This window comes from Thermotoga maritima MSB8 (assembly GCF_000008545.1).
Taxonomy (GTDB): Bacteria; Thermotogota; Thermotogae; order Thermotogales; family Thermotogaceae; genus Thermotoga; species Thermotoga maritima.
In genome coordinates this window covers 1,673,238-1,699,424 of sequence record NC_000853.1, presented here as the reverse complement: position 1 = coordinate 1,699,424, position 26,187 = coordinate 1,673,238, and the positions used below count along the sequence as shown (strand labels likewise).

General features: G+C 45.6%; 26 protein-coding genes and 1 pseudogene. 15 read left to right on the top strand and 12 right to left on the bottom strand.

The genetic code is table 11. The annotated features are described in order from the left end of the window. Nucleotides 1–3: 3 nt before the first annotated feature. Nucleotides 4–1,182, bottom strand: a complete 1,179-nt coding sequence (locus TM_RS08755; RefSeq protein ID WP_004082237.1) for a hypothetical protein — start codon at nt 1,180–1,182, stop codon at nt 4–6. Between the two features lie 64 nt (nt 1,183–1,246). On the opposite strand from TM_RS08755, the gene TM_RS08750 reads away from it, so the two are divergent. Both TM_RS08750 and mutS read left to right on the top strand, forming a co-directional pair. Next, complete coding sequence (locus TM_RS08750; RefSeq protein ID WP_004082236.1) at nt 1,247–1,681, top strand: GNAT family N-acetyltransferase; 435 nt, start codon at nt 1,247–1,249, stop codon at nt 1,679–1,681. Continuing rightward, nucleotides 1,678–4,059 (top strand): DNA mismatch repair protein MutS, encoded by a 2,382-nt coding sequence (gene mutS / locus TM_RS08745; RefSeq protein ID WP_004082235.1) that lies wholly within the window; start codon nt 1,678–1,680, stop codon nt 4,057–4,059. The genes TM_RS08750 and mutS overlap by 4 nt, the downstream gene beginning before the upstream one ends. Here mutS and rpe read toward each other — a convergent pair. From rpe to rlmN, 4 genes are read right to left on the bottom strand one after another with little or no spacing between them, the layout of a single operon-like run. Then, entirely contained in the window at nt 4,028–4,690 is a 663-nt protein-coding gene (rpe, locus tag TM_RS08740) for a ribulose-phosphate 3-epimerase (RefSeq protein WP_004082234.1), read from the bottom strand. The genes mutS and rpe overlap by 32 nt on opposite strands. After that, complete coding sequence (gene rsgA / locus TM_RS08735) at nt 4,690–5,577, bottom strand: ribosome small subunit-dependent GTPase A (RefSeq protein WP_010865389.1); 888 nt, start codon at nt 5,575–5,577, stop codon at nt 4,690–4,692. The genes rpe and rsgA overlap by 1 nt, the downstream gene beginning before the upstream one ends. After that, entirely contained in the window at nt 5,574–6,188 is a 615-nt protein-coding gene (locus TM_RS08730) for a PASTA domain-containing protein (protein WP_004082232.1), read from the bottom strand. The genes rsgA and TM_RS08730 overlap by 4 nt, the downstream gene beginning before the upstream one ends. Further along, nucleotides 6,185–7,216, bottom strand: coding sequence for a 23S rRNA (adenine(2503)-C(2))-methyltransferase RlmN (gene rlmN / locus TM_RS08725; RefSeq protein WP_004082231.1), 1,032 nt, complete (start codon nt 7,214–7,216; stop codon nt 6,185–6,187). Before rlmN ends, TM_RS08730 begins: the two co-directional genes overlap by 4 nt. A 52-nt stretch (nt 7,217–7,268) precedes the next feature. On the opposite strand from rlmN, the gene murB reads away from it, so the two are divergent. The 12 genes and pseudogenes from murB (at nt 7,269) to TM_RS08665 (ending at nt 17,909) form a co-directional block, all read left to right on the top strand. Next, nucleotides 7,269–8,171: a UDP-N-acetylmuramate dehydrogenase gene (gene murB, locus TM_RS08720; protein WP_004082230.1), complete on the top strand. Its 903-nt coding sequence runs from the start codon at nt 7,269–7,271 to the stop codon at nt 8,169–8,171. After that, complete coding sequence (locus TM_RS08715; protein ID WP_004082229.1) at nt 8,150–8,725, top strand: IMPACT family protein; 576 nt, start codon at nt 8,150–8,152, stop codon at nt 8,723–8,725. The genes murB and TM_RS08715 overlap by 22 nt, the downstream gene beginning before the upstream one ends. 20 nt (nt 8,726–8,745) lie before the next feature. Further along, nucleotides 8,746–9,012, top strand: coding sequence for a DivIVA domain-containing protein (locus TM_RS08710; RefSeq protein ID WP_004082228.1), 267 nt, complete (start codon nt 8,746–8,748; stop codon nt 9,010–9,012). Continuing rightward, complete coding sequence (locus TM_RS08705; RefSeq protein WP_004082227.1) at nt 8,990–9,256, top strand: hypothetical protein; 267 nt, start codon at nt 8,990–8,992, stop codon at nt 9,254–9,256. The genes TM_RS08710 and TM_RS08705 overlap by 23 nt, the downstream gene beginning before the upstream one ends. After that, a pseudogene (gene rapZ / locus TM_RS08700) lies at nt 9,253–10,099 on the top strand (RNase adapter RapZ). The gene TM_RS08705 and the pseudogene rapZ overlap by 4 nt, the downstream one beginning before the upstream one ends. Nucleotides 10,100–10,102: 3 nt before the next feature. Then, a complete protein-coding gene (locus TM_RS08695; RefSeq protein WP_004082225.1) occupies nt 10,103–11,047 on the top strand; it encodes a YvcK family protein in 945 nt (314 codons plus the stop codon). Then, nucleotides 11,044–11,928, top strand: coding sequence for a DNA-binding protein WhiA (whiA, locus tag TM_RS08690; RefSeq protein WP_227738401.1), 885 nt, complete (start codon nt 11,044–11,046; stop codon nt 11,926–11,928). The genes TM_RS08695 and whiA overlap by 4 nt, the downstream gene beginning before the upstream one ends. Beyond that, nucleotides 11,925–12,395: a transcriptional regulator NrdR gene (nrdR, locus tag TM_RS08685; protein ID WP_010865386.1), complete on the top strand. Its 471-nt coding sequence runs from the start codon at nt 11,925–11,927 to the stop codon at nt 12,393–12,395. Before whiA ends, nrdR begins: the two co-directional genes overlap by 4 nt. After that, nucleotides 12,392–12,862 carry a transcription elongation factor GreA gene (gene greA / locus TM_RS08680; protein ID WP_004082222.1) on the top strand — a complete coding sequence of 157 codons (471 nt, stop codon included), beginning with the start codon at nt 12,392–12,394 and terminating at the stop codon, nt 12,860–12,862. The genes nrdR and greA overlap by 4 nt, the downstream gene beginning before the upstream one ends. A gap of 13 nt (nt 12,863–12,875) precedes the next feature. Continuing rightward, nucleotides 12,876–14,384: a lysine--tRNA ligase gene (gene lysS / locus TM_RS08675; protein ID WP_004082221.1), complete on the top strand. Its 1,509-nt coding sequence runs from the start codon at nt 12,876–12,878 to the stop codon at nt 14,382–14,384. After that, on the top strand, nt 14,381–16,126 hold the full coding sequence (locus TM_RS08670) for a peptidyl-prolyl cis-trans isomerase (RefSeq protein ID WP_004082220.1): 1,746 nt from the start codon (nt 14,381–14,383) through the stop codon (nt 16,124–16,126). The genes lysS and TM_RS08670 overlap by 4 nt, the downstream gene beginning before the upstream one ends. 1 nt (nt 16,127) lies before the next feature. Continuing rightward, nucleotides 16,128–17,909, top strand: a complete 1,782-nt coding sequence (locus TM_RS08665) for an LTA synthase family protein (protein WP_004082219.1) — start codon at nt 16,128–16,130, stop codon at nt 17,907–17,909. Here the strand turns inward: TM_RS08665 and TM_RS08660 are convergent. After that, entirely contained in the window at nt 17,891–18,274 is a 384-nt protein-coding gene (locus TM_RS08660) for a hypothetical protein (protein WP_004082218.1), read from the bottom strand. The two genes, TM_RS08665 and TM_RS08660, sit on opposite strands and share 19 nt — an antisense overlap. Before the next feature lie 11 nt (nt 18,275–18,285). Beyond that, nucleotides 18,286–19,662 (bottom strand): MATE family efflux transporter, encoded by a 1,377-nt coding sequence (locus tag TM_RS08655; RefSeq protein WP_004082217.1) that lies wholly within the window; start codon nt 19,660–19,662, stop codon nt 18,286–18,288. A 64-nt stretch (nt 19,663–19,726) separates the two neighbouring features. Between TM_RS08655 and TM_RS08650 the strand changes: the two genes are divergently transcribed. Then, nucleotides 19,727–20,329 carry an HAD family hydrolase gene (locus tag TM_RS08650; protein WP_004082216.1) on the top strand — a complete coding sequence of 201 codons (603 nt, stop codon included), beginning with the start codon at nt 19,727–19,729 and terminating at the stop codon, nt 20,327–20,329. Here TM_RS08650 and TM_RS08645 read toward each other — a convergent pair. The 5 genes from TM_RS08645 to TM_RS08625 are packed head-to-tail and all read right to left on the bottom strand — an operon-like array spanning nt 20,316 to nt 26,147. Beyond that, a complete protein-coding gene (locus TM_RS08645; protein WP_004082215.1) occupies nt 20,316–21,959 on the bottom strand; it encodes an HD-GYP domain-containing protein in 1,644 nt (547 codons plus the stop codon). The two genes, TM_RS08650 and TM_RS08645, sit on opposite strands and share 14 nt — an antisense overlap. 38 nt (nt 21,960–21,997) lie before the next feature. Next, nucleotides 21,998–23,191 (bottom strand): pyridoxal phosphate-dependent aminotransferase, encoded by a 1,194-nt coding sequence (locus TM_RS08640; protein WP_004082214.1) that lies wholly within the window; start codon nt 23,189–23,191, stop codon nt 21,998–22,000. After that, entirely contained in the window at nt 23,191–24,366 is a 1,176-nt protein-coding gene (locus TM_RS08635) for a class I SAM-dependent rRNA methyltransferase (protein ID WP_004082213.1), read from the bottom strand. The genes TM_RS08640 and TM_RS08635 overlap by 1 nt, the downstream gene beginning before the upstream one ends. Further along, entirely contained in the window at nt 24,367–25,089 is a 723-nt protein-coding gene (locus tag TM_RS08630) for a prepilin peptidase (protein ID WP_004082212.1), read from the bottom strand. Next, entirely contained in the window at nt 25,074–26,147 is a 1,074-nt protein-coding gene (locus TM_RS08625; RefSeq protein ID WP_004082211.1) for a tetratricopeptide repeat protein, read from the bottom strand. Before TM_RS08625 ends, TM_RS08630 begins: the two co-directional genes overlap by 16 nt. Between the last annotated feature and the right edge of the window lie 40 nt (nt 26,148–26,187).

Sequence of the window (26,187 nt, the reverse complement as noted above, 5' to 3'; positions counted from 1 at the left end):
TCTTCACCACCCGCTCCTCACTTTGAATTCGAATTCTTTCTCTGAATTGGGCGGAACGATCAATTCGAAAACGATCTGGTCCGAAGTTTCTTTCAACGGTTTGATGGAAGATCGTAGCAATCTCATCATGTTTCCATAGATGTTGATTCTCACCTTCGATTCCGTTTCGTTCAGGTTCTGAACGGTCACTCTCCAGGTCCTTTCGTATTCGTATGTGTCTTTGTAGTTCCTCTCGTCCAGAATCTCCCCTTTCACACGAACATCCCAGGAGTCCGTTACGGGAAGCTCCAGAAGGGAGTTTTTCGGAGTGTCGGGGATGCTTGTTTCCCCAATCATTATATCCACACCGGAAATGTTAGAGAATATGCTCACCGTGCCTCCCGGAAGATCCACAGGAGTCATGAAACTTCTCGTGAAGGTGGTTTTCTGATAATCGAAAATTGAATCGTTCACTGCAAAAGAGTACGAGTAGTACTCATTTACGTTGAACAGATTCGTTTCTATGAGATTCACAACAGGAGATTTGTCCAGATCTTTCACTTTGCCGAGGTGATACACCTTGACTTCCTCAGACTCGTGTTCTTCGGGCATTTCTCTTGAGGGTGAAGCGCTGAGGTACATCCCTTTCCAAATGGAAGCTTCCCCAGCGGGCCTGGAAATTAAGAAAACATCCGCGCTTTCCACACCGGAGACTGATAGAAAGGCGTTTCCCGTGAGAGTATCTTCGAAGAGATAGTACCTGACGTTCCAGCTTCCTGAGGAACGCAGAAGCAAAGTTACCTTTCCCTGCCCGTTCATCACGAGTTTCCGACTGCTCTGAGGTTCTTCGTATTCCAGAACAAGCCACTTTTTCAACGTGGAGTTGTAGATGTAGTACTTCGTGTCTTTTTTCAAAACGAGAGGAGAAGTACTTATCACTTCGAACCGTGAGGGAGGTTCGTCCACCGCTTCGACGGTTTTTCCTTTTATAATTTCTTCCCAGGAAGGTTCTTTTTCCGAAACCACGTACCAGCTTTTTGCTCCTATTACATCCATCACGTTCCAGTCCTGAGGAACGGAGACGGTTTCTGTACCGCTCACGGATAAACTTTCCATGAGGATCGCACTGTCCTGAAAAAGAATGAGAACGGGTGTTGCAAAGATCGTTGTCGATGCGAATAAAAGAAACAACAAGCTTCTCATAATTTTCACCTCCTTCTGAAGATTCTATCACCCGGGGTTAAAATATCCTGAGAGGTGATTCGAGATGAAGGTGATCTTTTTTGAGAACGACGAAGAACTCCTGAGAGAAGCTTTGAACATTAGAAGGAAGGTTTTCGTCGAAGAGCAGGGAGTTCCCGAGGAAGAAGAACTCGATGGGAAAGATCCTGAGAGTGTTCACGTGCTTCTCGAAAAGGAAGGAAAGTTCATAGGAACCGCAAGGATAAGAAAGATCGATGATGGAACGTTCAAGATAGAACGTGTGGCGATTCTGAAAGAAGAAAGAAGGAAGGGCCATGGAAGGTTCCTCATGGAGAGTATAGAAAGAGAGCTTTCCTCTAAAGGAGTTCAGAAGATCGTTTTGAACGCTCAAATCCAGGTGAGAGAGTTCTACGAGAGACTCGGTTACAGGGCAGAAGGAGAGATCTTCTACGAAGCGAACATTCCACACGTGAGGATGGTGAAGGTGGTGAAACGGTGAAGGTAACTCCCCTCATGGAACAGTACCTGAGAATAAAAGAACAGTACAAAGATTCCATTCTGCTGTTTCGACTGGGAGATTTTTACGAGGCGTTTTTCGAAGACGCAAAGATCGTTTCGAAGGTTCTGAACATAGTTCTCACAAGAAGGCAGGACGCTCCCATGGCGGGCATCCCGTACCACGCGCTGAACACCTACCTGAAAAAGCTCGTCGAAGCGGGCTACAAGGTGGCAATCTGCGATCAAATGGAAGAACCTTCGAAGTCGAAGAAATTGATCAGAAGGGAAGTCACGCGCGTTGTCACTCCCGGCTCCATCGTAGAGGATGAGTTTCTCAGCGAAACGAACAACTACATGGCCGTTGTCTCAGAAGAGAAAGGACGGTACTGTACGGTTTTCTGTGATGTCTCGACAGGTGAGGTCCTGGTTCATGAAAGTTCAGACGAACAGGAAACTTTGGACCTGCTGAAGAATTACTCCATTTCCCAGATCATCTGTCCAGAGCACCTGAAATCTTCTTTGAAGGAACGCTTTCCAGGTGTTTACACAGAAACCATAAGCGAGTGGTATTTCTCAGATCTGGAAGAAGTGGAAAAAGCCTACAATCTGAAAGACATTCATCATTTCGAGCTTTCGCCCCTTGCGCTGAAAGCCCTTGCGGCGCTGATAAAGTATGTCAAGTACACGATGATCGCGGAAGATCTGAATCTGAAACCCCCTCTTCTCATCTCCCAGAGAGACTACATGATACTCGATTCCGCAACGGTGGAAAATCTTTCTTTGATTCCCGGTGACAGGGGAAAGAATCTTTTCGATGTGCTGAACAACACGGAAACTCCTATGGGGGCTCGTCTTTTGAAAAAGTGGATTCTCCACCCTCTGGTCGACAGAAAACAGATCGAAGAAAGGCTCAAGGCTGTGGAAAGACTGGTGAACGACAGGGTGAGCCTGGAGGAGATGAGGAACCTTCTTTCGAACGTGAGGGATGTGGAGCGGATCGTTTCGCGGGTGGAGTACAACAGATCCGTTCCCAGGGACTTAGTGGCACTCAGAGAGACACTGGAGATCATCCCGAAACTGAACGAAGTTCTTTCAACCTTCGGTGTGTTCAAGAAACTCGCTTTCCCGGAAGGACTGGTTGATCTGCTTCGAAAAGCCATTGAAGATGATCCGGTGGGAAGCCCCGGCGAGGGAAAAGTTATAAAGAGAGGATTCTCATCTGAACTCGACGAATACAGGGATCTTCTGGAACATGCCGAAGAGAGGCTCAAAGAGTTCGAGGAGAAGGAGAGAGAAAGAACAGGCATCCAAAAACTGCGGGTTGGATACAACCAGGTTTTTGGTTACTACATAGAGGTGACGAAGGCGAATCTGGATAAGATTCCCGACGATTACGAAAGAAAACAAACACTCGTCAATTCTGAAAGATTCATCACACCCGAATTGAAGGAGTTCGAGACAAAGATAATGGCCGCTAAAGAGAGAATAGAAGAACTGGAAAAGGAACTCTTCAAAAGCGTGTGCGAAGAGGTGAAAAAGCACAAAGAAGTTCTCCTTGAGATCTCGGAGGATCTGGCAAAGATAGATGCGCTTTCGACGTTAGCATACGACGCTATTATGTACAACTACACAAAACCCGTCTTTTCAGAAGACAGACTGGAGATCAAAGGTGGAAGACACCCGGTCGTTGAAAGGTTCACACAGAATTTTGTTGAAAACGATATTTACATGGACAACGAGAAGAGATTTGTGGTAATAACGGGTCCCAACATGAGCGGGAAGTCCACTTTCATCAGACAGGTGGGTCTCATATCCCTCATGGCGCAGATAGGATCGTTTGTGCCGGCGCAGAAGGCGATTCTTCCAGTGTTCGACAGGATTTTCACGCGAATGGGTGCCAGAGACGATCTCGCTGGTGGTAGAAGTACGTTCCTTGTCGAGATGAACGAGATGGCGCTCATCCTTCTGAAATCAACAAATAAGAGTCTGGTTCTCCTGGACGAGGTGGGAAGAGGTACAAGCACCCAGGACGGCGTCAGCATAGCCTGGGCAATCTCAGAGGAACTCATAAAGAGAGGATGTAAGGTGCTGTTTGCCACTCATTTCACGGAACTCACGGAACTCGAAAAACACTTTCCGCAGGTTCAGAACAAAACCATTCTGGTAAAAGAAGAAGGCAAAAACGTGATATTCACCCACAAGGTGGTGGACGGTGTGGCAGACAGAAGTTACGGAATAGAGGTCGCAAAGATAGCGGGTATTCCTGACAGGGTTATAAACAGAGCCTATGAAATTCTGGAGAGGAATTTCAAAAACAACACGAAGAAAAACGGAAAATCGAACAGATTCAGTCAGCAAATTCCTCTCTTTCCTGTTTGATGCTCTTTATCAGTTCAACGTAATTGTCGTTTCTGAAGATACCGTATCCCATCACAAGGATCGTCGCACCGTTTTTAACCAGTATCGATGCGTTCTCTTCGTTTACACCGCCGTCGACCATGATTTCTGTTTCCAATCCCAGTTCCTTCACCATCTTTCTCAGATTTCTTATTTTCTCAAGACTCCTTGCTATGAACCTCTGACCAGAGAAACCAGGATTGACGCTCATCACAAGTACACCGTCGACGTCGGTTATGATCTCTGAAAGAAGATTGATGGGGGTATGCGGGTTTATGGCCACAAAGGCCCGTGCTCCAAGGTCTTTAACACGATGGACCAGTCTGTGGAGATGAAAGGTCGATTCGTAATGGATGGCGACCATATCTGCTCCTTCTTCTATGAAGCGGTCGATGTAATCTTCGGGATTGGTGATCATCAGGTGTACACTTATGGGAAGTTTTGTTTCTTTCCTGAGGGCTTTCAGAACGGGAAGTCCAAAGGAAATGTTTGGAACAAAATGACCATCCATGACATCGAAATGGATCATATCCACGTGCTCTTCCACCCTTTTCACTTCATCGGCCAGTCTTGCAAGGTCACACGCGAGAATTGAAGCTGCTATTTTCACCATTACTTTTTCCTCCTTCCCAGAAGCTCGTAAAACATCTTCACGTAGTTTTCGTATCGACTTTCTGCGATTTCTCCGTTCTCCACGGCTTCTTTCACTCCACACTCCGGTTCATCCACGTGGTTGCAGTCCGAGAAGAAACACTGTTTGTCTCCAAATTCCTTGAAGTAGTGTTTCAGTTCCTCGGGTTCTATGTCGTTGATCTCCAGATTTGCGAAACCCGGAGTATCGACTACGTAACCTCCGAAATCGAATTTCAAGAGCTGGGCAGTTGTTGTAGTATGCCTTCCCCTTTGGAGTTTCTCTGAAACTTCGCTCACCCGTAATTTCAAACCGGGATTTATGGCGTTGAGCAAGCTACTTTTTCCAACTCCGGAGAGTCCGGCCATCGTGCTGATCTTTCCCTTCAGATATTCCTTGAGCTCTTCGATTCCCATTCCGGTTTTCGCACTGGTTTTCACGATTGGATAGAGTCCAGAATAGATCTCTTCCAGCTCTCTTACCTTCCTCAGATCGTCTTCATCGTAGAGGTCCATCTTGTTGATGACCATCACCGTTTCCAGTTCGTTCTTTTCAGCGAGAACAAGAAATTTATCGATTATGTAGGTCGAAGTTTCCGGCATTTTCACCGTTACCACGAGAATCACTTGATCCACATTGGCGACGTGAGGTTTGGTGAGTAGATTTTTCCTGTGTAGCACGTTCTCTATGACTCCGGATCCTGTTTCATCCGGTGTGTACTCCACCCTGTCTCCAACGTATATCTTGAGATTCTGCAGGCGAAATTTCCCCCTCAGTTTGCAGAGGATTCTTTCACCAGTTTCCTCGTCTTCGACCGTGACCATGTTCGAGTGAAAACTCACCACTATTCCTCTTCTTCTCAAGTTCATTCCTCCCCAAGGATGAGGATAACTTTCGTTGCTATAGAACCTTCCGGGGGATACTGTGCCACCACCGTATCACCTGTTCCAAGTAGCAAAACACGGGGATCGTCCTTCAGTTCGTCCACTTTTTTGCCCACAAAATTTTCTACCAGAAAATAGCTTTCTTTTTCTCCTGTATCAATAAGAAGAATTAATTTCCCATTGTAGATCTGCCCCTCTTTCGGATAGGTTGCGAGAACCCTGTCTTTTTCAGTGCCAAAAGGAAAATAAACGGTTTCGTAATTCCACCCGAGCCTTTTCAGGATCTCTTCTGCGACTGGGAAATTCAGCTGTGAAAGACGAGGCACAATTTTTTTCTGGGGGTTTTCGTAGTAGAGATTCACCGTTCTTCCCTTTTTCACCCTTGAACCGGCTCGTGGATAAGTGTCCACCACCGTTTCGGAAGAAGACTTGTCACAAAACAAACCAGACGTTTTCAGTCTTTCACACGCTTCTGTTCCAGAAAGCCCGACAACGTCCGGTACCGTGCTGTACTGACTCTGATAAAACTTCATTGTGAACAAAAAGAAAAGGCCACCAACCACGATGCCGATTATTATTCCGAGAAACACCCTCATGATCTTGATTTTATTCTCTTCAGCCTCAGCTGACCACAGGCCGCTTCGATGTCGGTACCCTTTTCTCGTCTGATTTCTGCTTCGATTCCGTTTTCCAGTAGTATCCTCTTGAAGGTCAAAAGCCGTTCCCTCGACGGTCTTCTCAAGCCTTCCACCGTTGGATTAACAGGGATCAGATTCACGAAGACCTTCATGTTTCTCAAAATTTCGGCCAGTTTCTTTGCGTCGCTTATTTCATCGTTTATACCCCTTATGAGCACGTACTCTATCGTTACACGATTTCCTGTCTTCCTCTGATAGATCTTCACCGCATTCAGGATCTCTTCGATGGAGTACTTTTTGTTCAAAGGAACGAGCTGATCTCTCTTGAAGTTCGTTGGAGCGTGGAGTGAAAGAGCGAGCTTCACATCGAGCCCTTCTTCAGCCAGTTGAATTATTCTGTCCGGGATTCCAACTGTTGAGATTGTGATCCTCCTGATACCTATGTTTCCCATCTTTTTGTGGTTCAGTATTCTTATACTTTTTATTGTGTTTTCATAGTTCAGAAGAGGTTCTCCCATTCCCATGTACACAACGTTTCCTATTTTTTTCTTCTCTTCTTTTTCCATGGAAAGGATCTGTGCTACGATTTCTCCTGTGGTCAGATTTCTGACAAATCCGCTCATTCCTGTGGCACAGAAGATGCATTTCACAGGACATCCAACCTGGGTTGAAATGCAGGCCGTTATTCTGTCCGGATGGAAAAGCATCACAGATTCTATTGTGTTTCCATCCTCGAGTTCCCAGAGGAATTTGGTGGTACCATCTATTCTGGAAACCTTCTTGTCGAGGAGTTTCAAGAAAGAAATGGAGAAGTGCTCTTTCAAAAGAGCACGGTGCTTTTTCGAAAGGTTTGTCATCTCGTCGAAGTTGTTCACCTTTTTATCGAACACCCAGTCCAGAATCTGATCTGCCCTGTAGCGCTCGAGACCCAGGTTAGTGATCTCGGTTACCAGTTCTTCGTAAGAAAGATCGAGTAGATTCTTCAAGTCAACACCTCCCAGTTTGAAATTATACTATAGAGTTTAAGGAGGGATATCTTTGGACAAAATTTTTGGATCTCTTCACAAAGCAGGCTGTGACGTGCGAATGTTCGAAAAACTTTCCTGTCACACCAGCATAAAAATCGGTGGAAGAGTGAAATATCTTGTTCTTCCAAACGATGTTTTTTCTCTGGAACGAGCCATCACTGTTCTGAAGGATCTTCCGTTTCAAATAATGGGACTTGGCACGAACCTTCTGGTTCAAGATGAAGATCTGGATATCGCAGTGTTGAAAACAGAAAGGTTGAATCAAATTGAAATAAAGGGAGAAAAAGTACTGGTAGAAAGTGGAACTCCCCTGAAGAGACTCTGTCTATTTTTGATGGAAGCGGAACTCGGGGGACTGGAGTTCGCATACGGGATACCGGGGAGCGTGGGGGGAGCCATCTATATGAACGCGGGAGCGTACGGAGGAGAGATTGGAGAGTTCGTCGAAGCGGTCGAGGTTCTAAGAGATGGAGAAAAGACCTGGCTTTCGAGGAACGAGATTTTTTTCGGCTACAGAGACAGTACGTTTAAAAGGGAGAAATTGATCATAACACGTGTGATGATGAGTTTCAAAAAAGAAAAGAAGGAAACCATAAAAGCGAAGATGGACGATTACATGAGGAGGCGTCTGGAAAAACAACCCCTTGACCTTCCGAGTGCGGGTAGTGTTTTCAAAAGGCCAAGAGAGGATTTCTACGTGGGAAAGGCCATAGAATCCCTGGGTCTGAAAGGTTACAGAATTGGAGGGGCTCAGATATCGGAAAAACATGCGGGATTCATTGTGAACGCAGGAAGTGCTACTTTTGATGACGTGATGAAACTCATTGATTTTGTGAGAAAAAAGGTGAAGGAGAAATACGGTGTGGAGCTGGAAACGGAGGTTGAAATCTGGTGGAATGGAAGACGGTGGTGAAACCCCATACAGAAAGAATCAACGTTAAAAGATCGGAGTTCTATGCCACGATCTTTCCAGTAAAGGATGAAAAAGACTTTCGTGAGAAGCTGAAAGAAGTTTCGAAGAGAGATGCAACTCACAACTGCTGGGCTTACAGGATCTTCTCTCCAAACGGTATTCTTGAACACAGTTCGGACGACGGTGAGCCGAGTGGAACGGCGGGCAGACCAATCCTCGGGGCTCTAAAAAAATACGATCTTATGAACACGGCGATCGTTGTCACAAGATATTTTGGTGGAGTGAAACTGGGTGTTCGTGGACTCATAGAAGCTTACTCTTCGGCCGCTGAGATGGCGGTCAAGGGAGCAGAATTGAGAAAGCTGAGGCTCATGAAAGAGTTCGAAGTGGAAGTAGATTATCAGGAACTGAACAATGTGTTCAGAGTTGTGGAGATGATGGGGCTGGAGCTCGTTGAGATGGACTACACAGAGAGGGGTGCAAAAATCCTGCTTCGTGGTCTTGAAGTACCTGAAAACCTGGTTATAAAAACGATTCGTGATGTGTTAATATAATCACGAAGGAGGGAAAATGAATGAAAGAACTGGAGGATCTCGAAAGGATTCTCGATTCAATGATAGAGGATTACAAAAAGTTGAAAGAGGAAAATAAGGAACTGTGGTCGAAGGTGAAACAGTTGAATGAAAGGATACTTCACTTAGAAAAGGAGAAGGAGCAGCTGGAAAAGACCATCGAGCAACATAAAAGGTCTCTGAACACACTCGTGGAGAAAATTCAGCGTTTTCTCTCCCTCACAACCGATCAGGGGATGATACAGGATGAAGAAGAAAATAAGCGTTAGACTTGGAAAGAAAGTGTACAACCTCGTTACGGATGAGGATCTGGAGATAGTCAATCAAACCATAGAAAAAATAGAAAAAGACTTCAAGCGGTACGAAGAATTCATCGACGAAGTGGGGATAGATAACATCCTGTTCGTCATGTTGGCCAACACCGTGCTCGAAAACGTGAAAATGAGTGAGAGAATTAGAAATCTGAAGAAAAAACTTTCTCAGGCACTCAGGGAAGGTGATCAGGAACCTTGAAGAGAATAGTCGTTGTGTCCGGGCTTTCGGGGGCGGGAAAAACCACCGCGATGGGTTTTCTGGAGGATCTGGGGTATTTTTGTGTTGATAACGTTCCCGGTAACATACTGGAGGAACTTTTGAAGCTCTTCATGAGTTCCGATCTTGAAAAGATGGCGATGGCCATTGATGTGCGAAGCGAACACCTTGGAGATCCCATATCGACGGTTGAGAGAATAAAAGAAAAGACGAATGCTCTGGTAATTTTTCTGGAGGCGTCCACGGAGGAACTTCTGAGGAGATACGCTCTAACGAGAAGAAGGCATCCTCTTCAGAAGGACGGAATAGGGCTGGAAGATGCCATAGAGAAGGAGAGGAAAATCCTGTCTCGTATAAGGGAAATCGCGGACGTTGTGATAGATACAACCAGCATGAACACACATCAACTGCGTGAAACTCTGACGCATTTTCTCGTGAACCAGGCCGGTGGAACCTCTGTCAGAATAATGAGTTTCGGATTCAAACACGGAATCCCAATGGACGCGGATTTCGTTTTTGATGCTCGTTTTCTCCCGAACCCACACTACGTACCGGAACTTTCTTCAAAGACGGGTTTGGATAGCGAGGTAGAAGCGTACTTTAAAAATTATCCAGTGGTGGAAGAGTTCATCGAAGAAGATCTATGAAGTACTCAAAGTGGCGATAGAAGAGTACCAGAGAACTGGAAGAAGGATAATCACTGTGGGAATAGGATGTACCGGCGGCAAGCATAGATCTGTGTATATCGCACACAGGCTGAAAGAAATGCTGGAAAAAGAAGGTTTTACGGTCATTGAGAAACACAGGGACATAGAGAAGGTGTGAGCGGTGAAGGTGGTCGCTGTAGGTGGAGGGACGGGACTTTCCACTCTTTTGAAAGGCTTGAAAAACATCGATTCTTTTGAAATAACCGCTGTTGTCTCAGTCACTGACGAAGGGGGAAGCTCCGGAAAGTTAAGAAAAGAGCTGAACGTACCTCCTCCCGGTGATGTGAGAAACAACATCGTGGCTCTGGCAAAAGATGAAGATCTTCTTGCGAAGCTGATGAGCTATCGTTTCAGTGAGGGGTCTTTTAAGGGACACAGTCTGGGAAACCTGATAATAGCGGCTCTTACCAAGATCGAAGGAAGTTTTTCGGAGGCCATAAGGATCTTGGAGAGGGTGCTCGCTATAAAAGGGAGAGTCTTACCCGTAAGCGAAGATCACGCAAGACTTGTGGCAAGGTTCGAAGATGGAGAAGAGGTGATCGGTGAAACGAACATCGTCAGAAAAGGTGGAAAGATAGTCGAAGTCAGGCTGGATAGACCGATCGATGCACTTCCTGAAGTCCTCGAGGCGATTGAAAGGGCCGATATCATCATCTTTGGCCCAGGGAGTCTCTACACGAGTATCATCACAAACGTTCTCGTAAACGGTGTGAAGGATGCGATTAAAAAATCGAAGGCGAAGAAAATATACGTGTGTAACCTCATGACCCAGCCAGGTGAAACAACAGGATACAGGGTCTCGGACCACGTTAAAGAACTCGAAAGGTACCTGGAGCAAAGCGTCGATTTTGTGCTGGTGAACACCCGCAAACCTTCTGAAGAGGTGCTCGAAAGGTATAGAAAAGAGGGCAGTGATTTCGTGGAGATCGACGCTGAAAACATACAGAACACCATTCTGGCAGAGCCTTTTCTTGTAGAGATAGTTGACCCCTCAGATGGTCAAAGAAAGATAAGACACGACTCTGTGAAACTGGCGGATGTGATTGAGAGAATTTCGAGGTGGTGAGCCTCTTGAGGCGAACTTTCTCTGAAGAGATAAAAGAAGAACTCGTGAACGTCCCTTTTGGTAGTCGTGAAGAGGTTATATCGGAACTTTTAGGTTTCATAAAAGCGCGGGGCGATCTGGATGTTAAGAGCAGGCATATCGTTTTTTCTTTGCACTCTTTTGCCGCCTCGAGGCGGCTTTTGAATTTAATGAAGTATCTCTCAAAACCCGTTTCGGAGATAATTGTAGAGAAATCACACAACATAAAGAAGAGGTACATAAAAATCACCGCAGAGTATTCAGAAAGTTTCATGGTGATAGAGCCGTTCTTCGACGTAGCCCTCTTTGTTTCATTTTTGAGAGGACTGTTTCTCAGCGGAGGATCCATGACGAATCCAAGGTATCATTATCATCTGGAAATCAATCTGTTTGAGGAAGAAACGCTCGCTCTCACCAGAAAAAGCTTGAAAGATTTCTTCAACATAAACGCAGGCATCATAGAACTCAGGAATACAAGAAAACTTTATATAAAGTCTATAAAGGACATTCTTGTGTTCCTTGAAGCCATAGGGGTTCAGAGAAAGCTGGAAGAGATAGATCGAATCGTCACTGAAAGAAAAGTGATCGGTGATGTGAACAGAACGGTCAACTTTATAGAGGCGAACGCCATCAGAACAGCAAACAGTACGGCTCGTCAGATACGTGCGATAGAGCTTATAAAAGAGAACATGGGACTCGAAAACTTACCCGAGGATTTGAGAAGAGTCGCTCTGGTTCGATTGAGAAACAAAGAACTCTCACTCAGAGAGCTGGGGAAAAAGTTAAATCTCACAAAATCTCAAATATACTCGAAACTGAAAAGAATTATCAAAATAGCTGAAAGGTTTGGTGATGTAAAATGAAGTGCCCGTTTTGTGGTTCGATGGACACGAGAGTGCTCGATTCGAGGCCAACCCTCGATGGAACTGCTATCAGAAGACGCAGGGAGTGTTCTTCTTGCGGTAAAAGATTCACCACCTACGAGAGATACGAAGAAGCGCCTGTTCTCGTTGTAAAAAAGGATGGCAGGCGGGAGAAGTTTGACAGGGAAAAGATAAAAAATGGTATGATAAAAGCTTGTGAGAAGAGACCTGTCACCTACGAGCAGATCGAGGAAGCTGTGAACAGAATCTGCTTGAAACTCAGAGAAGAAGGATCCTTCGAAGTTGAAACGAAACGAATAGGAGAACTGGTTATGGAGGAATTGAAGAAATTGGACCAGGTTGCTTACGTACGATTGGCTTCAGTCTATCGTGATTTCAGGGAAGTGGATCAATTTTTGGAAATTGTGAAAGAACTAAAAAGAGAGAAGGAGGGCGAAGAACAATGAAGAAAGTTCGTCTCACCCGTGAAGGCTATGAGAAGCTGAAGAAGGAATTGGAAGATCTGAAAAGGAAATTCATGTACGAGATCTCTGAAAGAATAAAAGAAGCGAGGGAACTCGGAGACCTATCGGAAAACTCGGAGTACGAAGCTGCGAAGAACGAACAGGGGCGTGTTGGAAGCAGGATCATGGAGATCGAACAGATTCTGAGCAACGCGGAGATCATAGAAGATTCTGAGGAAAGCGACGAGGTTACACTGGGGAAATGGGTTGTTATAAAGAACCTGGATACCGGTGAAGAGCACAAATTTCGAATCGTCACACCTCAGGAAGCGGACTTTTTCGCTCAGAAGCTGAGCTCCGATTCTCCACTGGGCAAAAGTCTTCTCGGTAGAAAGGTGGGAGATGTGGTAAAGGTAAAAGCTCCCAGTGGTGTTCAGCGTTATCAGGTGATAGCGGTAATGAACAAGTAACGGAGGTGGTTGTGTGCTGAAAGAGTTCAAAGAACAACGACTCAAAGAGATACAGGAACTTCGTTCTATGGGTATAGAGCCATATCCTTACAAATTCGAAAAGGAACTCACGGCCAGAGAAATAAGGGAAAAGTACGACTATCTTCAAGCTGGAGAAGTTCTTGAATCTGAAAAGCTCTCTTTCGCAGGGAGAGTCATGTCGATACGTCACCACGGAAAGACGGCCTTCTTTCACATGAAAGATGACACGGGCCGGATCCAGGCTTACATAAAAGCAGATTCTGTTGGGAAGGAAAAGATGGATCTCTTCAAAAGACACGTCAAAATAGGTGACTTTGTAGGAGTAAGAGGCTTTCCGTTCAAAAGCAAAACCGGAGAGTTGACCATTTACGTTCAAGAATACACGCTTCTGAGCAAGGCTCTGCGGCCTCTGCCCGAGAAGTGGCACGGCATAAAAGATAAGGAAATCATATACAGGCAGAGGTACCTCGAACTCATCGTGAACGACGAGGCTATTGAGAGGTTCAAAAAGCGATTCAAGGCCGTCCGTGTGATACGGGAATTTCTCAACAGCAGGGGATTCATCGAAGTGGAAACACCTATTCTTCATTACGTCACGGGTGGTGCGGAAGCGAGGCCTTTTGTGACCCATCTCAACGTTTTTGATATCGATATGTATTTGAGAATCGCACCGGAGCTTTACCTGAAAAGGTTGATCGTCGGCGGTTTTGAAAAGATATACGAGATAGGAAAGAACTTCAGAAACGAAGGAATATCTTACAAACACAGTCCCGAGTTCACCAGCATAGAGATCTACCAGGCTTACGCGGATTACAACGATATGATGGATCTCACTGAAGAGTTGATAGTGGAAGTTGTGAAAAGAACATGTGGCACCTTGAAAATCTCCTACCAAGGCAAGGAGATAGACTTCACACCACCCTGGAAAAGAGTGAGAATGAGAGACTTTCTCAAAGAAAAACTCGGGGTGGACATCCTCGAAGATCCCGATGAAGTGTTGTTGAAGAAGCTCGAAGAACATGGGGTAGAACTGGAAATAAAGAACAGAGCACACCTCATAGACAAACTCAGAGATCTGGTGGAAGAAGAGCTGGTGAACCCCACCTTCATAATCGATCATCCTGTGGTGATTTCCCCTCTTGCCAAAAGACACCGAGAGGATCCTAGACTCACGGAAAGGTTCGAACTCATCATATTCGGAAGAGAGATCGCGAACGCGTTCAGTGAGCTGAACGATCCCGTTGATCAATACCAGAGATTTCTCGAACAGGCGAAAATGAGAGAAGAGGGAGATGAAGAAGCACACATGATGGATCTCGATTTTGTGAGGGCCCTCGAGTATGGTATGCCTCCCACGGGAGGACTGGGAATCGGTCTTGACAGGCTCTTCATGTTCATCACGGATTCCCCCACAATAAGGGATGTGATTCCCTTCCCAATTGTGAAACCCAAAAAGTTCGAGGAAGAAGAGGCGGAATTCGAAGGAGGGTTTGAAGAATGAGAAAATGGATGAAAAAGTGGCAAGGGGTCATTATCTGGACGATTGCTATTGCGTTCGTGGCGGGTATGATCTGGTGGTCGGTGTCGATCAACCTCAGAAACACCCAGAACAACGTTAAATACACCCTCGAACAGAGTCTCGCTTACATCACAAAAGACGGAACGGCTCTGAACGATCCTATCTACTGGCTCATGCCGTGGGAAGTGAATGACTACTACTCCAACCTGTTGAGTTCTTATCAGATCACATCTCTCGATCCACTTTTTGAAGAACCCAGACTCAAAGCTCTGATAGCGGACGTCTTTCTCCAGCAGAAAGTGGTTCTTTACTATGCGGAAAAGAACAACATAAAGCCTTCCAAGAAAGAAATCGAACAGGAAGTGAACAACGTTATCCAAACAATAAAGAACGATCAAAATCAGCTCAACCGGATAGAGAGAATGTACGGAAGCCTTTCGAACTACGAGAAGAACTACCTGGAACCTCAAATTCGAGTTCAGCTCACCATCAAAAAGGTTCAGGAAAAAGTGGGAGTTGTCACCGAGGACGAAATAAAGAAATATTTCGAGGAAAACAAGGAAGACCTTCAGAAGCAGTACGACAGAGTTGACATAGAAGCCGTGTCGTTTGACAGCAGTTCCACGGCTCAGGAGTTCATTGCAAAAGCAAGTGAAATGGGTTTCGATGAAGCAGCTTCCAGTATGAATGTTACTGTTCAACCTTTTTCCAACGCCACAAGGGGGATTTTCCCGGATGAAATAGACACGGCTCTGTTCAGTGCCACTCCAGGTTCGATTGTCGGACCGTTCTATTTCCTCGATCAATGGTACGTGTTCAGGGTGAAAACTTCTTCGGTTCTAACGGATTTCAACGCTTTCTCGAACAGCGACGCGTACAGTGATGTGAAAACGAAACTGGAACAGGAAAAATTCCAGAAGTGGCTGGAAGAGTTCATGAAGGAAGAAAATCTATCGTACGCGTTCAACGATCAGGTTCTTGAGTATTGGTGGAAGTACCTCAAGAACGAAGAAGATCTCTATGAAAAACTGGCGAACCTTCTCTTCCAGGGAGAAAACCTGGCGGCAGAAACACCAGATGAGCTGAAATCTCTCTTCGTCCTTCTTTCCGACAGCAAGATCCAGGAACTCACCAAACAGATAGCCGAATTGACTCAGTACAGAACAGCACTTGAAAACTCCCAGGAACCAGATGAGGATCTTATAAAGAAGTACGGGAAACTCTCCATCGAAGAAGTCGACGCAAGAAAAGAAGAGCTTGAAAAGAAAAAAGCAGAGTTGGAAAACAAAAAAAGAGCAGTTGTGGATTATCTTTACGAGAACTACCCGTCTTCCACGTATGTACTGGAGTACGCGTACCGCTTGCACCCCAACGACATAAACATCAAGTACAACTATTACTCCAATCTTTACAACCAAATCAAACCTTATCTGTCAACTGGAACCTACGATCCAAACCAGATATTTGGAGTTCTTCTCGGTCTTTACACAGTGGCTGAAGCGACGGACGCTTCTACCAGCATTCGTCTCGACTCTTATTACATGCTTTACGATATGAGTCTTGCACTGAACGATCCCACATCTGCGAAGTATTACCTTGATGAGATGAAAAAAATCGATCCAAACTTCATGGATTACGAATCTGCCTACAATCAGGTGGAAGCCATTCTCGAAGCGATGAAGACAACAGAAGAGTCTACACCTTCCACGGCGACAGGGGAGTAAAATGAGCGACTATCTTCTGGTTGTTTTCTTGGCAGCAAAGATCGTTCTTTTCTACGTGCCTACTTTGAGTTCTTTCAGTGTTTCCGTTGTTTTCAGTACCGCAGGATGGTTGATGTTGCTGATTCTGGTTTTTAAGGGAGGGCACAAGCTTCTTTACACGGTGCTCTCCCTTCTGTTGTTCGTTGATTTTCTGTACTTTCAGAACTTTGGAAACCTTCCATCCATTAAGGAAGTAGTTCTGCTTCCTCAGGTGGGAGATCTCGGCGGTGAAATCAAGTACTTCATCGATTTGTACTCTCTTCTCTTTGTGGCGGATCTTCCTTTCGTGTGGTTTTTCTTCAAAGAAAATACGAAGCGAGCGTATTCTCTGTCTTCGCTTTTTGTCCTGGTTCTGTCTTTCACCTTTCTCGGTGCCATCCACACCTCTCAGAATCTACAATCGAAGTTTGTCTTCAACAGATACGGTGTTTTCGATTATCACGTTCAGGACATCATCAATCTCTTTGTGAACAAGAAAGAAGAAAACAACGATCTGACAGTTTCTTCTGTTAGAAATGAAACGACAAAACCTTCTCAAAAAAGCTTTTTCGGAATAGGAAAAGGAAAAAACGTGATAGTCGTTCAGATGGAATCGCTGCAGAATTTCGTGATCGGTCTTGAGGTGAACGGGCAAGAAGTCACGCCGAACATAAATTCATTTTTGAGAGATTCCGGAACCGTCTATTTCTCAAGCTGCTACCAGCAAGTGGGGAGCGGGAACACGGCGGACGCCGAGTTTATTGTGAACACCTCTCTTCACACACTGGGAGACAGTGTGGTCTATGAAGAGTACCCCGTGATAAACCTTCCTGCTTTGCCCAGAATTATGAAACAAAACGGCTATCACACAATAGCGTTTCATGGAAACGTTGGCTGGTTCTGGAACAGAGAAGAGGTTTACAAACACATCGGTTTCGACGAATTCGTGAGTCTTGAGGATTTCCAGCAGGATGAGGTTTTCGGAATGGGATTGGCTGATGTTTCTTTCTTCAAGCAGGCTGTTCAGAAACTGCGAAACTATCCACAACCCTTCTACGCTTTTTTGATAACTATATCCAGTCACACTCCCTTTGTTATTCCTGAAGAGCACAGAAAACTCGAACTTCCTGAAGACATAGCTGATACCATCGTTGGACACTATCTGCAGGCTATACATTACGCCGATGAAGCGTTCGGTGTTTTTATTGATGAGTTGAAACGCGCTGAACTCTACGAAAACTCCGTGATCGTTCTCTACGGTGACCACGCGGGTCTGTATCCATTCAACAGGGAAGTCAAAACGAAGATACCTGAGATCCTGGATAGAGAATTCTCTTTCGAAATCGCCCTCAACATTCCCTTTGCTATCCACATCCCTGGAGAGAACATTCGTAGAGTAGTCAACGTCCCTGGAGGACAGATAGACTTTCTTCCCACGATCCTGAATGTGATGGGAATAAATTACAGAGAAGGTTTCTTCATGGGGCAGGATCTTCTGAACGCGAAACATGGTTTTGCTGCTTTGAGATATCACGTTCCGGACGGATCTTTCATAGACGACAACCGGGTGTTCATTGTCTCATGGGACGGTAGACTGGATAAGAGTACGGCTATCGACAGAAAAAATGGTACTCCTCAAAGGTACGTGGAGTTTTTAGATGGCTATGTAAAGGCCATACAGCAAATAGAGGCTTCCAGATACTTCATCCTCAGAAACTGTCAGCCTCTGCAGAAGGTCGCCAAGGATCAGACCTCCTCGAGGTGAAGTATCACTCTGTCGTCTTCAAATTCCAATCTCGATACGATCAGATCCTCGAAAAATCTTGCTATCTTTTTGGGGTAGATGTGAATCTCGTTCCCGTGAACTTCCAGTCCTTCTCGCTCTATTCTGCTTTTCAGCATTTCCATTAGGAAAGAGGGCACACCTACTTTCAGGATGATGGGATCATCGGGTGTTTTCTGCGTCGATACTACTTTGACTTTCACCGACAGGGAAAAAGGAAAGGAACCGTGCTTCAGTTTCACCTTAAGGTTTTCATCCTCCTTCGAAAGTGAGAATTGAGAAAATCCTTCGGTGCTTTTCAAAACGATCTTCTCGATCGTGGAGTAATTGGCCTCCAACTTGAGCATTCAAACCCCTCCTATGTGATGTTTTTTTGAAAATCCCTTTTGAGGTGTTTCACTGTGAACCTTCCCCAGTTGAAAGTGATGAAAGCCGATGTGGTGTTTCCAAGGACTATGCCCCACCAGACTCCTACAAGTCCTATTCTCAGAACAAAGACGAACAGCCACGAAAAAACAACCTGCATAATCACAGTTCTCATGATGGTGACAATCAGACTTTTGAGTCCCTGACCCACTCCCTGAAACATGGAGGAAGTGAACATTCCAAATGGAACACCTGGAAGAAAAAGACTCAGGATTCTGAGGGCTTTCACCAGATCGCTGTATAATTTTTCACCTTCCTGAGAATAAGTGAACAACCTAGCGATGTATGGGGCAAAAATCAAGATTGTGAACATCACTGCCAGCCCTACGAAAAATCCGAGTTTCACGGCGTAGAGATGTGCCGTTTCGAGTTTCTCCCCGTTTCTCTCACCAAAAGCGGCACCTGTAACGGATGTCACGGCCATGGCCATTCCAATGAGAGGGACAGTTCCGAAATTTATGACACGCCACGCACTCGTGAAAACCGCAACTCCGTAGTCTCCTCCTGACCTCACCGCAAAGACGTTGAGCACGTAGATCGCCACCGACATTGAAATTTGTGCCAGCGAAGCCGGAATACCGATCTTCAATATTCTCTTCAGGATTTCTCCATCCCATTTCAAACGGAAGGATACGTACGTGTCCTTCTTGAAAAACATCCAGTACGCGATCAGAAGGGAAGAAACAGCGATTGATACCACGGTGGCGTACGCTGCTCCTCTGATCCCCATACCGAAGACGTAGATGAACACGGGATCCAGACCTATGTTCAGAAGGGAACCTATCGTTATGGCCACCATCGCTCTTTTCGCGTCTCCTTCACCTCTGAAAACACCGTTTGCTACGTTGTTGAACATGATAAGGGGAATGAAATACACGAGGATCACCGAATACTCGAGGGCCAGTCTGAGAGTTTCCCCCTGAGCTCCCGCGAAGATGAGGATGTCAGAAATGAAGGGAAGAATAACAGCAATGCTCAAAAAACCAATGACGATTGAAAGCAGGATGGAAACAGAAGCCGCGGTATCTGCTCCTTCCTTGTCTCTTTCTCCAATCTTTTGGGACACCACCGAACTCGCCCCAACCCCTATACCTGCGGCGAGGGAGATGATCACCATGAAAACAGGGAAGAACAATCCTATCGCTGCCAGTGCGTAAGGTCCCAGTCCCGCGACCCAGATACCATCAGCTAAGTTGTAAATCGTCTGGACCAGCATGGCGAGCATCATGGGAATTGAGAGTTTCACTATGGCTTTTCTGGGATCTCCTCTCAGAAGTTTTATTCCGATGGTTTCTCTCTCCAGAACCAATCACCTCCCGTTAAAGATTCTATCATCGAACCAGTGTTAGAATAGTTAAAAAGGAGGGGTGAGTGTGAGAATTTTCCTTTTCGATTACGACGGCACACTGGCCGAAGACAACGGATTCGCAGAGGAATATTTTAAGAAACTCACTTCTTTTTTCAGAGATAGAGGTGTTTCGATCTCTCCAGAGCTGGTTCTTGGCTGTGTGGAGGAAATAACCAGGAATCCGGATGGGTCAACCAATCTGGAGAGATACATGAAATGCCTTGAAAAGAGAACGTCACAGTGTGCAGAGAAATGGAAAGAACTCTTCATGGAGTTTTATGAAAGCGAGCTTTTCGATTCGCTCAAAGGTACGGTCGAACCCGTGAAGGGGACGGTGGACCTTTTGAAAGAGAAGAAAAAAGAAGGGAAGGTTGTTCTGGCAACGAACCCTGTCTTTCCAAGAATCGCTATTTTGAAGCGACTGAACTGGATTGGACTGTCAGAAGACGATTTCCACTTGATAACAGACATGGAGAGCTTCCATTTTTGCAAGCCAGACCCGAGGTACTACCTCGAGATATGTGAAAAGATGGGAGTTTCTCCAGAAGACTGTGTTATGTACGGTGACGACGAATTGAACGATGGGGAGTGTGAAAAGGTAGGGATGAAGTTCATCAGAGTCCGCTGAAGTAGTCTAAGGCGATCTTCAGAATTTCAGGATCCCACTGGGGTCCCTCGTTTCTGCGAAGAATTTCGAGGGCTGTTTTTCTATCCATGGCTTTTCTGTACGGTCTGTCGCTGGTCATCGCATCGAATGCGTCAGCTACGGCGATGATCCTCGATTCCAACGGTATTTCTTCCCCGCGAAGTCCATCCGGGTATCCCTGGCCGCTGTACCATTCGTGATGGTGTCTCACTATCTTCGCTATATCGGAGAAGTCTTCGATTTTGCTGATCAGTTTTTCACCGAGTTCTGGATGCTTCTTCACTTCTTCGTATTCTTCTTTTGTGAGCTTAGAGGTTTTGTTGAGAATGGCACCTTTGACACCTATCTTTCCTATGTCGTGGAGAACAGCGGCTATCCTGATTCTCTCCACCACCTGATCTGGGAGCCCCTTTCTTCTGGCTATTTCCTGTGAATAATCAGCGACTCTCAGGCTGTGCCCGCTGGTGTAGGGGTCTTTTAACTCCACCGCGTACGAGAACGCTTCTATTGTTTGGAAAAAAGTTTTTCGGAGTTTCCTGTAGAGGCTCAAACGTGAGAAGAAGATCGCCAGGATTCTCGCCATCATTTTGAGGGATGAGAGTTCGTATTCGGTGATTTCCGAATCCTTTTCAATTTCGAGGACGAGGGGAGTGTTTTCGTACTCGAAGAAGATGGCGGCTGCGGATCTTGTTCTTCCATTCGTGACATCGTAAAACTCCGGGAAATCCCTTACATCGTTCACGAAAAGATCTCTCTTTGTTTCAAAAGCCTTTACCACGATACCTCTTTTGAGATTGACCACCTCGATCTGGCCGTTTTTCAAAAAGAAGGTTTTTATTTTTCCATCTTCGAGAAGAGAAACGGACGACAGCACGATGCCGGGGAACATGTCTTTCAAATAATGCAGCGTCTTCTCTATGAGTTCTGCTCTTCTTGAAACGTCTAAAACCTCTTCCAGAGAGCTGATCATCCTTGAGAGCGTGTCTCTGTTCCTCATAACCTCAAGATACGAATCGTGGGCGTTCAGAAGGAAGAGGGAAAAGTTCAGAACGGAGTTCAGGAAGAGCTCCTCATCCTTTTCGAGTTCTCTGCTTACAAAGATCTTGGCGGATGTCTTTCCGGCTTCTTTGTAGAGCAGATTTTCTGTGAATTCACCGACAACAATGGATCTTTGTGAGTTTTTCAACTCGAGTCCCGACAGCGGTTCTACCAGCTTCTTCACATCGTAAAAAATCCTCTCAAGAGTAGGAACGGGATCGACCTCAAGATCCATTTCTCCCATGGTTTCCATGATTCTGGCCAGCTGGGTGGAGAGGATCTGAAGGCTTTCGTAAGAGGCTTCCAGCTCCTGATTCACGGCTGTGAGTTGCTGGTTTAACGCTGTGAGTTCTTGATTCATTGCAGACATCTCTTCACTCTTCTCGTTCATCTCATTCTTCAAATTTCTGTACCATCTTCGCCTAAACAGGGAAAGAAACACGGCGAAAACGAGGCAGGGGTAGGCAAGGGACAGTAAGTTGCCTTTGAGAATTTCTAAAAAAGAGAAGCTGGAAAGGAGAACAACCAGAGAAATCTCGAGGAGATTGATGAGTTTTTCCATTTTTTCCGTCACTTTCAATAACCTCCTGCGATACTTGATGAACATTTTTTTCAACAGGAGATGCGGCTCGAGCAAAACATCTTCAAACCTTCCATCAACACGTCAATGGCCCTGGAAAGGAGATCCTTCTCAAGCACGCACGCGATTCTTATCTCTTTTTTTCCAAGCCCTGGAGTCAAATAGAATCCCCTCAGGGGAGCGACCATGGTTGTTTCACCATCCATGTTGAAATCTGTCAGCATCCACCTTGCGAATTCTTCCGCGTCCTCCACGGGGAGTTCCGCGGTTATGTAGAAGGCACCTGAGGGTTTTGTGAAACGTTTCAAACCGTGTTCTTCGAGTTTCTTCAATACTGTTTCGACTCTCTCTCTGTACGTTTCCCTCACGAAATCAAAAAAGGAATCGTCGAGATTCAGCAAACCAACGGATCCGATTTGTTCTAACAGAGGTGGAGCGAGCCTCCCCTGAGCCAGTTTCATGGCGTGTGATATCAATTCTTCGTTTCTCGTGATCAGACATCCTACCCTCGCCCCACAGGCGCTGAACTTCTTCGATACACTGTCTATCACTACGACTTTGTCACTTTCAATGCTGAGGGCACTTGCGAATTCTCCCCGAAACACGATTTCGCTGTACACCTCGTCGACGATCAGAAAGAGTCCGTGTCTTTCCGCTATTTCCACGAGATATCTCATCTCGTCTTTTCCATAAACCACCCCGGTCGGATTGCAGGGATTTGAGAGTACTATTCCCTTCGTTCTTTCGTTTATGAAACTTTCGAGGTTCTGAGGGATGGCGAATCCTTCTTCCATTCTCCTCGTTACGGGAATCAATTTCACACCGGCGATCTTCGCGAAAGCGTTGTAATTCGCGTAGAACGGTTCCAGAACGAGGATCTCGTCACCAGGATTTGCTATCACAGCGAATGAAAAAAGAATGGCTTCGCTTCCACCGTTCGTCACCAGAACGTTTTCCGGTTTCACATCTACCCTCTGTCTTCTTTTGTAGTAAGATGCGAAAGCCTCTCTCAATTCCCAGATACCCGCAGAGTGAGAGTAGTACACCACTTCCGGCTTGTTTTCGTAGATGCGCTCAAAAAACACCTCGGGAGTTTTCAGATCGGGCTGTCCTATGTTCAGGTGGTGTATCCTTACTCCTCGCTTCTTTGCCATTTCAGCGAAGGGAACCAGTTTTCTGATTGGGCTTTCCTCGGTCAGCAGGACACGATCGGAGAACACATCCATCACCTCTTGTCAACCTGAAGGATATAAAACTTCAGGTACTGCGTTTCTGGAACGTTCATGAGAACTGGGTGATCAGGAGGTTGCCCTCCCCTTCTCAAAACGGTCAAACTCGTTTTCGTGTCGAAGGACGCATCAAAAAGGATTTCTCTGAACAGCTCTTCAGAAACTATCTGAGTGCAGGAAGAGGTCACGAGAACACCTGGTTTTTTCAATATCCTCATCGCTCTCAGGTTTATCTCCTTGTATCCTCTCCTCGCACTTTCCAGATTGCTTGAACTCTTCGCAAAAGATGGAGGATCAAGAACCACGAGATCGTACTTTCGCCCTTCTCTGTCGAAGCTTTTCAAGATATCGAAAGCGTTTCCCGGAAGCAGATCGTACCTGCTGCTGTCAAATCCGTTCAGTTTCAAGATCTCTCTGGCAACCTCAAGAGCCCTCTCCGAATAGTCGACGAGGGTAACGTGTTTCGCTCCTCCCTTGAGGAGGTGCACTGCGAAGTTTCCAGTGTAAGAAAACACGTCCAAACAGACTTTTCCCTCGGCCAGATCCATCACCATTCTGGCGTTTTCCCTCTGGTCCAGGAAGAAACCCGTTTTCTGTCCTCTGGTGTCAGCAAGGAATTTGAAGCCGTTCATCTCGAACTCTATCAGTTCAGGACCCTTACCGTAGACCCATTCTTCTCGATTATCAAGCCCTTCTTTCTCTCTGAAGGTGCCCTCTGATTTCTCGTATATTCCCTTCGGCTTGAATATCTCGACGAGACTATCCAGGATCCAATCTTTCATCTTTTCCATTCCCAGAGTCGTTATTTGAAAGACAAGATAATCCCCAAAAAGGTCAACTATGAGACCTGGCAGAAAGTCCCCCTCGCTGTGCACGACTCTGAAGGCCGTCGTTTCTTTCACGAGTTTTTTCTTCCTCTTCAGAGCGCTCTCTATCCTGTTCTTTATGAAATTTCGATCGATGACTTCGTTTTTCCAGGTGAGAATTCTCACCCTGATCTTCGAGTTGTCGTTTATGTATCCTTTTCCGAAAAAAGAACCGTCGGGTCTGAAAACATCCACGACACTTCCGTTTTCATACTCTCCTTCGACTTTCAGAATCTCGTTGTAAAAGATCCACAGATGACCGCCTGAGATCCTTCGATTCATCCTCTTTAGAAACACCTTTGCCAACTACAACCACCCCATTCCGTACGATATGAGAAAGAGAGTGTAACCTCCAAGGGCAAGGAAGGGGCCGAATGGTATACGCGTTTTTATATCCATTTTACCTTTTCCTTTGATCAGTGCATAGAGTATTCCAGAAATTGAAGCGATCAAGATGGCAAAAATGGAAGGAACTGGAGAGAGGAGGAAGCCTATTCCCATTGCAAGGATCACGTCACCTGCTCCCAGACCGTCTCTGTACATCGCTTTCAGAATCAAAAACATGATCGTCACGATGAGAAAGGAAATCAGATGCTCCAGAAAGGAGGTTCTCAAAGCTACCACGAAGGAAAAGATCAGAACGGTAAAATTCAGATAATCTGGAATCAGGTACGTTTCAAGGTCTATGAGTGATATCGCGATGAGGGCAGAGGCAATCACGCACGAAGATACAAACAGCAGGGGATCTTTTATGAGAACACGATTCATCAGAAACAAAGTCCCCGTTGAAATCTCCACGATGGGGTATCTGATCGGAATTCTCCATCCACAGTGCCGGCATTTTCCCCTCAAAAGAATATAGCTGATAACGGGAATGTTGTCGTACCACTCTATTTTCCTTTTACAGTTAGGACAGAATGAATGAGGAGGATCCCACAGCTTGAGATCCTCCTTCGTAGATCTGTATATGACAACGTTCAGAAAACTTCCAACTATGGTGCCTATTGCGAACGTCAGGAGATACCACAAGCCCGTTTTTCCTCCTCCGTGAGAAGTTCGTCCAGTATCTCCTTTTTTCCATAATAATACCAGAAATTGCTCTGTCCAATATCATCGAGGATTTCTCTCGCCTTATCGATTTGACCGAGTTTCACATAGGGAACCACGAGGAGCAGCCGTGCCAGGGTGTTCAGCGGAGAAGATTCAACGATCTTTTCAAGCTCTTCGGCAACTTCTTTGTATCTTCCGTGTTTCAGCATCACGCGAGCCCATGGTTCTAATTCTGTGGGATACTTGGGTTTACAGTTCATGATCTTCTCTTCCATTTCCCGTGCCTTTTCTTCGTTGCCGAGTTCTCTGTAAAGCTGCGAAAGCTGGTACAGGGCAGGTATATTATCTGGATCGATTTCTAAAAGGCGCTCCAGTGTTTTCACAGCGAGGTCTTTGCGGTTCATTTCATAGTAGGCTTCCGTGATCATGAAGTATGTGATCTTGTCGTTCGGATTGTATTCCAGTTCTCTTTCCCAGTAATGAATTGCCTTCTCATAATCACCCAGGTTGTAGTAGGCTTCCCCAAGAGAGGCGTACGCTTGAACCAGCCAGGGATCTATCTCCACGGCCTTGTCGAGGAATTTTATTCCCTCTTCTATCTTGCCCTGCTCAACGAGAAGAGAGCCTTTCAGCTCGTAGGCTGGAGCGTAGTTTTCGTCTATGTCGAGCATGAACTTTATGATATCATGCGCTATATCGTAAAGGTTTCGATCAGCGTACTCCAGCGCAAGATCGTACAGACCCTTGAGAGAGACATTTTTGAAATCTTTTGGGGTTATGTTCTCTTCTCTGAGCCATTCTTGAAATTCGGGAAAGATGAGAGGTTCATAAACGGTCTCATCGAGATGAACCACCTTCTCCAGTTTTTCGCAGGTTTGTACTTCTTTCATTATGTTTTCTTTTTTCTTCATATCTTCTTTTAGGAGTTCCCAGTCTCCTTCGTAGAGGAGATCCCTGAGAGCCACAACGAAAGGTGTTGAAGTGGTAACATCCAGCCTTTCTCCAGATAAGACAAGTGTTATTATATGTTCTGCCATCAGCCATCCCTCCTGAAACTTGCGGTTCATATTCATTTTA

Coding starts and splice junctions, on each gene's coding strand:
- TM_RS08755 (WP_004082237.1), bottom strand. CDS start 1,182: ATGAGAAGCTTGTTGTTTCTTTTATTCGCATCGACAACGATCTTTGCA.
- TM_RS08750 (WP_004082236.1), top strand. CDS start 1,247: ATGAAGGTGATCTTTTTTGAGAACGACGAAGAACTCCTGAGAGAAGCT.
- rpe (WP_004082234.1), bottom strand. CDS start 4,690: ATGGTGAAAATAGCAGCTTCAATTCTCGCGTGTGACCTTGCAAGACTG.
- rsgA (WP_010865389.1), bottom strand. CDS start 5,577: ATGAACTTGAGAAGAAGAGGAATAGTGGTGAGTTTTCACTCGAACATG.
- TM_RS08730 (WP_004082232.1), bottom strand. CDS start 6,188: ATGAGGGTGTTTCTCGGAATAATAATCGGCATCGTGGTTGGTGGCCTT.
- TM_RS08710 (WP_004082228.1), top strand. CDS start 8,746: ATGAAAGAACTGGAGGATCTCGAAAGGATTCTCGATTCAATGATAGAG.
- TM_RS08705 (WP_004082227.1), top strand. CDS start 8,990: ATGAAGAAGAAAATAAGCGTTAGACTTGGAAAGAAAGTGTACAACCTC.
- nrdR (WP_010865386.1), top strand. CDS start 11,925: ATGAAGTGCCCGTTTTGTGGTTCGATGGACACGAGAGTGCTCGATTCG.
- greA (WP_004082222.1), top strand. CDS start 12,392: ATGAAGAAAGTTCGTCTCACCCGTGAAGGCTATGAGAAGCTGAAGAAG.
- TM_RS08670 (WP_004082220.1), top strand. CDS start 14,381: ATGAGAAAATGGATGAAAAAGTGGCAAGGGGTCATTATCTGGACGATT.
- TM_RS08665 (WP_004082219.1), top strand. CDS start 16,128: ATGAGCGACTATCTTCTGGTTGTTTTCTTGGCAGCAAAGATCGTTCTT.
- TM_RS08660 (WP_004082218.1), bottom strand. CDS start 18,274: ATGCTCAAGTTGGAGGCCAATTACTCCACGATCGAGAAGATCGTTTTG.
- TM_RS08640 (WP_004082214.1), bottom strand. CDS start 23,191: ATGGATGTGTTCTCCGATCGTGTCCTGCTGACCGAGGAAAGCCCAATC.
- TM_RS08625 (WP_004082211.1), bottom strand. CDS start 26,147: ATGGCAGAACATATAATAACACTTGTCTTATCTGGAGAAAGGCTGGAT.